Raw genomic sequence first — 7,334 nt, forward strand, 5'->3', positions numbered from 1 at the left:
TCTCAGGGCAGGACGGATCCGGGTTTTCACCGGCCGGCGCCACCTCCCTTGGCCTGGTCGGGGCGGTGTACCGGGTCCGAACGTGCAGGCTGACACGAAGGTGGTCGTCCTCCGTGGCGAGGTGATGGCTGTGGTGTCGTGGCTCGGGTGGCCGGGGCCAGCCTGGCAGAATCGCCACATGTCTGGTTTGGATCTCGTCCTGGTGTTGCGTTATCGCAAGGCGGTGACCTACGGCTTCCACGCGCTGCTGGGTGCGCTGGGCCAGCACGAGACCGCGACCCGGTACGAGGTGCGATTCGGGGAGAGTGTCGAGGAGGCAGCGCGGCACATCAGGGAGGCCGGCGACGTCCGTACTCTCGTCCTCTGGTCCTTCTACTCCCCGGACGCCGCGGCGCTGGCCGGGGAACTGAGGCAGATCCGGGAGTTGGCGGACGGGCCGAACGTGACGCATCTGGCCGGGGGAGTGCACGCCACGGCCGAGCCGGTGCAGACGCTGGACGCGGGCTGGGACGTGGCCGCGATCGGCGAGGGCGAGTCGACCCTGTTGTCCCTGGTCGACGCGAAGGGCGACCCGGCCGGCATCACCGGTCTGGCCTACCGCGACGCCACCGGCGCCGTGAAGAAGACCGGCAAGGCGAAGCAGCGCGACCTCAACGACTTCCCCGGCTTCGCCCTCAAGTGGGACAAATTCAACGCCCTCGAAATCACCCGAGGCTGTATCTACGCGTGCCGCTTCTGTCAGACGCCGTTCATGTTCTCGGCGAAGTTCCGGCATCGCAGCCTGGCGAACATCCGCTGGCACGTCGACCAGATGCGGGCCCGCGGCCTGCGTGACGTCCGGTTCATCACGCCGACCGCGCTCTCCTGGGGCACCCAGACCGAGGAGCCGGACCTGGCCGCCGTCGAGGAGATGCTCGCCTCCTGCAAGGAGGGGATCGGGCCGGCCGGACGCGTCTTCTTCGGCTCGTTCCCCAGCGAGATCCGCCCCGAGCACGTCTCCCGCGACGCGTTGCGGCTGGTCAAGAAGTACTGCGCCAACAACAACATCATCGTGGGCGCGCAATCCGGTTCGGACCGGGTTCTCGGTGCGGCAAAACGAGGGCATGACACCGAGGCGGTACGCCGTGCCGTGCGCCTGGGAGTGGAGGAGGGCTTCCGGATCAACGTGGACATGATCTTCGGGATGCCGGGGGAGGGCCGCCCGGACGTGGACGCGTCGCTCGGGCTGGCCCGTGAGCTGGCCGATCTCGGCGCCCGGATCCACGCGCACACGTTCATGCCGCTGCCGGGCACCCCGTGGCGGGACGCCCCGCCCGGTGACGTCGACTCGGAGACGATCCGCGAGGTGGACCGCCTGTCCCGGCGCGGCGCCCTCTACGGCCACTGGCAGAAGCAGCGCGACCACGCCGCCCGGCTGGCCGCCGCAGCCGAGGCCTACCCACGCCCGGGCCGCTCCCGCACACTGCTCCCGATGGCCCAGCCCCCGGACGCCTGCTGAACGGCCTGGCCCCGGACGCCTACTGAGCGGGTCGGCCCCCGATGCCTGCTGAGCGGACCGGCCCCGGACGCCTACCGAGCGGCCCGGCCCCCGGATGCCTGCTGAACGGACCGGCCCAGTTCGGCCGCCCGTTCCAGGTGGCAGGCCTTGAGGGCCGGCCAGTCCGCCCCGGCCGTCGCCGACCCGCCGAGCACCACGAACTCGGATGTCTCGGCCCGCGCGCCGATCCGGTCGTCGAGCATCACGGTCCGCATCGCCTGGTGATGCCCGCGGACCTCCAGCTCCTCGACGGTGTAGCCGGCCGTGCACAGCACGATCGCCCGGCGGGCCGGCCGCAACCGCATCGGCTGATAGGCCCACCCGGTGGTCCACACCCGGTCGAACCAGCCCTTGAGGATCGCCGGGCAGTCCGCCCACCACACCGGATACACGAACGCCCACACGTCGGCCGCCTCCAGGCGTTCCTGCTCGGCGGCGACATCCGCGGGCACCGGATCGCCGGGCCCGCGCGCATACTCCTCGGCGCTCATCACGGCCGGAAACTTCATTCCGAACAGATCGGAGAGTGTGTACGCGGAAAGCCCGCCCAGAAACGAGTCGAGCACCGCACGGGTGAAACCGCCCGGCGACGGATGCGCGTAGACCACGTGGACCCGGCTCACCCACCGATCCTCCCACGCCCTGCCCGCGCCCGCCGCAGACCGCCAGCCGTCGCTCAGCGCGGGAATGCGGTACGCGAAGCGTCGCTGAGCGACGGCTGGCGGGCCTCTTTCGGTGGTGGCCACGAACGGTGATGATGCACTGACACATCGAGGAGGTGCGATGAGGCCGGTTCTGCGCAGGCTCGACGAGATCGCCGCGGTCCTGAAGGCGCGGGGCGACACGATCGCGCTGCTCGGCCTGGGTTCGTGCGGCGCCCAGCCGACCCGCCTGGACGACCATTCCGACCTGGACTTCTACCTGGTCGTCGAGGACGGGGCGACCTGGCGCTACCTGGACCGGACCGACTGGCTGGAGGCGCCCGGCCCGGTCACCTACCTCTTCGCCCACCAGCGCGGCGGCCGCCGGGCCCTCTACGCCGACGGGGTCCTCGTCGAGTACCGGGTGCTGACCGTCGCCGAACTGGCCCGGACACCGTTCTCCGGCGCGCGGACGGTGTGGCGCCGCCCGGACGCCCCGGCCGGCCTGGCCACCTCGGGCGCGCCGGTGCCACGGCCACCGTTCGACACCGAGGAGTACCACCTCAACGACGCCCTGGTCAGCCTCTACATCGGCCTGCACCGGGAGCTGCGCGGCGAGCGCCTGGCCGCGGCCCGGCTCATCCAGCACCGGGCCGTCGACGCGGTGATCGCGCTTTTGCGCCTGAGTGGCGGCGAACCCCCGTACCGCGATGCCTTCGAACCGGCCCGCCGGATCGAACGCGCCTATCCGGTCGAGGTCCTGCCGCTGGCCGGGATGGTCCCGGGATACACCGGGAACGTGGCGGCCGCCCGCCTCACCTTCGGGTGGCTGTCCAAACGCTACAGCGTGCCGCCCGGGATCGGTGACGCGCTGCGCGAACTGATCCGTTCGGTCGATGTCTGATGATCTCCGAAACGAGGAATGTCGATCCCATGGCTGAGGTCGTTCCGAAGTGGCGTGCCGTCGTCCTGGACTTCGTCGAGCGGGCCGGTTGGTCCGCCGGTCAGGTGTTCGTGGCGACGCTGCTGGCCGGCGGCGTCGGTTCGGTGATCAACCTGCCTTGGAAGTACGCGCTGACCCTCGCCGTCAGCGCGTTCGTCTCCTCGCTGGTCCTGACCGCGGTGCAGTACCTGTCGAAGCTGACGAACCTCGCCTTCTGGCCCGACCTGATCGTCCGCCTGGCGAAGACGTTCCTCGCGGCGCTGTCCGGCTCGATGGTGGCCGGGGCCTTCGACATCACCTCGTTCGACTGGGAGAGCGCCCTCAACATCGCCTTCGTCGCGACTGTGGGCTCGTTTGGCAAGGGCCTGCTGGCCCGGGAGCCGGCCGCGCCGAACGGGCAGGTCCCGCCGGGCGCCAGCCCGTCCACGCTGCCGATGGGCACCTACCGCGAGGCGGTCGACCACGCCCCGGCGCCCCCGACCATCGACGCGACGAAACCCCCGGACGGTCCTGTCTGACGCCCGGCTAGCCGGACGTCAGACAGGTCATGCAGGTTATGGCCGGCTCAGTACCCGATGGGCAGGCCGGCGTAGTTCTCGGCGAGGCCGGTGGCGCCCGCCCGGCTGCCGGCGACCCACCGTAGCTGTGACAGCTGCAACTCGGCGTCGAACGGATCGCCCGAGGTGTGCAGCATCGTCGTCATCCACCAGGAGAAGTGCGTGCAGCGCCAGACCCGGCGCTGCGCGTCGTCGGAGTACGCGTCGGCGTACCGCTGATCCTTGTCCTTGATCTTGGCAATCAAGGCCTTGCTGAGCAGGGCGACGTCGGCGATCGCCAGGTTGAGGCCTTTGGCGCCGGTCGGCGGGACGATGTGCGCGGCGTCGCCGGCCAGGTAGAGCTCGCCGTGCCGCATCGGGGTCTGCACGTAGCTGCGCATCGGCAGCACGCTCTTGTCGGTGATCGGCCCCGGGTTGAGTTTCCAGCCGTTCTGCCCGTGCCCGAGCCGGGTCGACAGCTCCGACCAGATCCGGTCGTCGGACCACGACTGCGGGTCGGTGCCGTTGGGCACCTGGAGGTAGAGGCGGCTCACGCTCTCCGAACGCATGCTGTGCAGGGCGAAACCGTCGGGGTGCCAGGCGTAGATCAGCTCGTCGGTGGAGGGCGCGACATCGGCGAGAATCCCGAACCAGGAGTACGGGTAGATACGCTCGAAGACCTGCGCGGCGGGCACGGCGCTCCGGCTGGGCCCGAACGAGCCGTCGCAGCCGGCGATCACCTCGGCGTCGAGCCGTTGGGCGGCGCCCGACGCGTCGGTGAACGTGACGTAGGGGCGATCGTCCAGGGAGTGCAGGGCCACGTCGGTGACCTCGTAGTGGATCTCCTGATCGTCCGCCCGGCGTGCCGCGATCAGGTCCTTCTGCACCTCGGTCTGGCCGTAGACCCACACGCTGCGGCCGGTCAGGTCGACGAAGTCCAGATGGTGCCGCTCACCCGGCCACTGCAGGTAGATGCCCCGGTGCTCGTCGCCCTCGGCGCGGATCCGGGACCCGAGCCCGGCCGCCTCCAGCAGCTCGACGCTGGAGTGCTCCAGGATGCCGGCCCGGATGCGGGCCGCGACGTACTCCTCCGAACGGGTCTCCAGCACGACGGACTCGACCCCGCCCTGAGCGAGGAGGTGAGAGAGAAGCAGGCCGGCCGGGCCGGCGCCGATGATGGCGACCTGGGTACGCATGTCCCTCAGCGTTCAGTCCCCGGGCCTCGGGACACAAGACCCTATTTCCATTGAACGGAAGGGCCGGACAGGGTACGGCTGATCCCGTGCGCCGCCACCTGGAGCGCCGACACCAGGCGGGGGAGCTGGCGCCGCAGGTCGGGCACCACCATGCCGAGGGCCGCGACGACGGTGTCGTGATGGCGCACCGGCACCGCCACCGAGCAGGCGCCCAGGCTCATCTCCTCGCCGGTGGTGGCGTAACCCTCGGCGCGGACCCGGCGCAGCTGCTCCAGCAGACGGGCCGGCTGGGTCACCGTGTAGGCGGTGATCCTGGTCAGGTGCTGGAGAACCTCCGCCCGGACCTCCTCCGGGGCGTACGCGAGCAGCACCTTCCCCACCCCGGTGGCGTGCATCGGCAGGCGGGAGCCGACCCGGCTGACCACCGGCACCGACACGTGGCCGGCCAGGCGCTCCACGTACAGCACCTCCAGCCCGTCGCGGACCGCCAGATGCACGGTGGCCAGCGTGGTGCCGTACAAATCGTGCAAAAATGGTGAAGCAGCCTGGCGCAGGCCGCTCTGCACCGGGGCGAGCAGGCCCAGCTGCCAGATCCGGCGGCCGATCACATACTCCCCGTTCGGCTCCCGGGCCAGTGCTCCCCACCTGTGCAACTCGCCGACCAGCCGGTGCGCGGTGGCCAGCGGCAGCCCGGCGCGACGGGCCAGATCGGTCAGCGAGAGACTGCGGTTCTCCCCGTCGAAGGCGCCCAGGATGTCCAGCGCCCGCGAGGTGACGGTGGCCCCCACCTTTTACTCCTTCCACTCAACGGAAGAATTTTATCGCCGACGGGTGCCCGACCGCCTACCGTCCGGAGCGTGAACATGGAGTCGTCACAAGCTGACATCAACCGGGAGATCGAGGCGGCGGCGCAGCAGCCGGGCGGCCCCCAGCCGAAGATCGACTACGCCCCGTACCGCAGCAGCATCCTGCGGCACCCCAAACAGCCGGCCCACCTGGTCGACCCGGAGTCGGTCGAGCTGTGGGCGCCGGTCTTCGGCCACCGTGACGTCGCCGTCGACGAGGCCGACCTGACCATCCAGCACGCCGGCACCCCGCTCGGCGAACGGATCGTGGTCACCGGCCGGGTCCTCGACGGCGACGGCCGCCCGGTCGCCGACCAGCTCGTCGAGGTGTGGCAGGCCAACGCCGCGGGCCGCTACCGGCACCAGCGCGACCAGCACCCGGCGCCGCACGACCCCAACTTCACCGGCGTCGGCCGGATGCTCACCGGCCCGGACGGCACCTACCGTTTCCAGACGATCAAGCCGGGGCCGTACCCGTGGCGCAACCACGTCAACGCGTGGCGGCCCGCCCACATCCACTTCTCGATCTTCGGCACCGACTTCACCCAGCGCCTGGTCACCCAGATGTACTTCCCCGGCGACCCGCTGTTCCCGCTCGACCCGATCTACCAGTCGATCACCGACCCGAAAGCCCGGGAACTGCTGATCGCCCAGTACGACCACGACGTCACCACCCCCGAGTGGAGCACCGGCTACCGCTGGGACATCGTGCTCACCGGCACCCACCGCACCCCGCTCGAATCCGACACCGCAGACCTCGAGGAAGAAGCATGAGCGCCGTCCCCGGCCAGACCGTCGGCCCGTTCTTCCACCTGGGCCTGGAATACGACGACATGAACGAGCTGGTCCCGCCGAGCCACCCGAAGGCGGTCCGCCTGCACGGTCACGTCTATGACGGCGCCGGCGCCCCGGTGCCGGACGCGGTGATCGAGATCTGGCAGGCCGACCCGCAGGGACACATCCTGCGCCAGCCCGGCTCGCTGCGCCGCGACGGCTGGACCTTCACCGGCTGGGGCCGGGCCGCCACCGACGCGGACGGCCACTACCAGTTCGCCACCCTCGAACCGGGCCCCACCGAAGCCGGCCGGGCCCCGTTCTTCGCCGTCACCGTCTTCGCCCGCGGCCTGCTCGATCGGCTCTTCACCCGAGCGTACCTCCCGGACGATCCGGCCACCCTCGGCGCGGACCCGCTGCTGAACGCCGTCGCCCCGGAACGCCGCGGCACCCTGATCACCACCCGGTCCGGTTCCGCCCTGGTCTTCGACATCCACCTGCAGGGCGAGGCCGAAACCGTGTTCCTCACCTACCCCCGCCTGCAAGACGCATGGTCCTGACCCACCTCAGGCCCCACGTCCCACACCGCCGCCGCCCGCTGTGGCCGGTTCCCACCTTCCGCGCCGCCGCCCGCCGCGGCCGAGTCCCGCTTTCCCAGCCACCGCGGTCCGTGGTGTGGTCGGTCCGGTTCCGCTTTCCTGGCCACGGCGGTCCGTGGCGTGGTCGGTCCGGTTCCGCTTTCCTGGCCACGGCGGTCCGTGGTGTGGTCGGTCCGGTTCCGCTTTCCTGGCCACGGCGGTCCGTGGTGTGGTCGGTCCGGTTCCGCTTTCCTGGCCACGGCGGTCCGTGGTGTGGTCGGTCC

Annotated in this window: 8 protein-coding genes; 5 read left to right on the plus strand and 3 right to left on the minus strand. The window is 70.9% G+C overall.

The genetic code is table 11. From position 1 onward, the window contains the following. Positions 1 to 178 precede the first annotated feature (178 nt). Positions 179 to 1,498, plus strand: a complete 1,320-nt coding sequence (locus tag AB0E94_RS18100) for a TIGR04013 family B12-binding domain/radical SAM domain-containing protein (RefSeq protein WP_360327386.1) — start codon at positions 179 to 181, stop codon at positions 1,496 to 1,498. Positions 1,499 to 1,569: 71 nt separating this feature from the next. Here AB0E94_RS18100 and AB0E94_RS18105 read toward each other — a convergent pair whose 3' ends face one another. Continuing rightward, complete coding sequence (locus AB0E94_RS18105; protein WP_360327388.1) at positions 1,570 to 2,160, minus strand: NAD(P)H-dependent oxidoreductase; 591 nt, start codon at positions 2,158 to 2,160, stop codon at positions 1,570 to 1,572. A gap of 160 nt (positions 2,161 to 2,320) precedes the next feature. Between AB0E94_RS18105 and AB0E94_RS18110 the strand changes: the two genes are divergently transcribed. Both AB0E94_RS18110 and AB0E94_RS18115 read left to right on the plus strand, forming a co-directional pair. Further along, positions 2,321 to 3,082 (plus strand): hypothetical protein, encoded by a 762-nt coding sequence (locus AB0E94_RS18110; protein ID WP_360327390.1) that lies wholly within the window; start codon positions 2,321 to 2,323, stop codon positions 3,080 to 3,082. A gap of 29 nt (positions 3,083 to 3,111) precedes the next feature. Continuing rightward, entirely contained in the window at positions 3,112 to 3,639 is a 528-nt protein-coding gene (locus tag AB0E94_RS18115; RefSeq protein WP_360327392.1) for a holin, read from the plus strand. 47 nt (positions 3,640 to 3,686) lie between these two features. Here AB0E94_RS18115 and AB0E94_RS18120 read toward each other — a convergent pair whose 3' ends face one another. Both AB0E94_RS18120 and AB0E94_RS18125 read right to left on the minus strand, forming a co-directional pair. Continuing rightward, positions 3,687 to 4,853 (minus strand): 4-hydroxybenzoate 3-monooxygenase, encoded by a 1,167-nt coding sequence (locus AB0E94_RS18120; RefSeq protein ID WP_360327394.1) that lies wholly within the window; start codon positions 4,851 to 4,853, stop codon positions 3,687 to 3,689. Positions 4,854 to 4,894: 41 nt separating this feature from the next. After that, positions 4,895 to 5,641: an IclR family transcriptional regulator gene (locus AB0E94_RS18125; protein WP_360327396.1), complete on the minus strand. Its 747-nt coding sequence runs from the start codon at positions 5,639 to 5,641 to the stop codon at positions 4,895 to 4,897. Between the two features lie 75 nt (positions 5,642 to 5,716). On the opposite strand from AB0E94_RS18125, the gene pcaH reads away from it, so the two are divergent. Together pcaH and pcaG are read left to right on the plus strand one after the other, a co-directional pair. Then, positions 5,717 to 6,472 (plus strand): protocatechuate 3,4-dioxygenase subunit beta, encoded by a 756-nt coding sequence (gene pcaH, locus AB0E94_RS18130; RefSeq protein ID WP_360327411.1) that lies wholly within the window; start codon positions 5,717 to 5,719, stop codon positions 6,470 to 6,472. Further along, positions 6,469 to 7,032, plus strand: coding sequence for a protocatechuate 3,4-dioxygenase subunit alpha (gene pcaG, locus AB0E94_RS18135; protein ID WP_360327397.1), 564 nt, complete (start codon positions 6,469 to 6,471; stop codon positions 7,030 to 7,032). The genes pcaH and pcaG overlap by 4 nt, the downstream gene beginning before the upstream one ends. Positions 7,033 to 7,334: the final 302 nt, after the last annotated feature.

The organism is Actinoplanes sp. NPDC026670 (assembly GCF_040638175.1).
Lineage (GTDB): Bacteria > Actinomycetota > Actinomycetes > Mycobacteriales > Micromonosporaceae > Actinoplanes.

What these genes read in the sequence shown, in the direction of transcription:
- AB0E94_RS18100 (WP_360327386.1), top strand. Translation starts at nt 179, where the DNA reads ATGTCTGGTTTGGATCTCGTCCTGGTGTTGCGTTATCGCAAGGCGGTG.
- AB0E94_RS18110 (WP_360327390.1), top strand. Translation starts at nt 2,321, where the DNA reads ATGAGGCCGGTTCTGCGCAGGCTCGACGAGATCGCCGCGGTCCTGAAG.
- AB0E94_RS18115 (WP_360327392.1), top strand. Translation starts at nt 3,112, where the DNA reads ATGGCTGAGGTCGTTCCGAAGTGGCGTGCCGTCGTCCTGGACTTCGTC.
- AB0E94_RS18120 (WP_360327394.1), bottom strand. Translation starts at nt 4,853, where the DNA reads ATGCGTACCCAGGTCGCCATCATCGGCGCCGGCCCGGCCGGCCTGCTT.
- pcaH (WP_360327411.1), top strand. Translation starts at nt 5,717, where the DNA reads ATGGAGTCGTCACAAGCTGACATCAACCGGGAGATCGAGGCGGCGGCG.
- pcaG (WP_360327397.1), top strand. Translation starts at nt 6,469, where the DNA reads ATGAGCGCCGTCCCCGGCCAGACCGTCGGCCCGTTCTTCCACCTGGGC.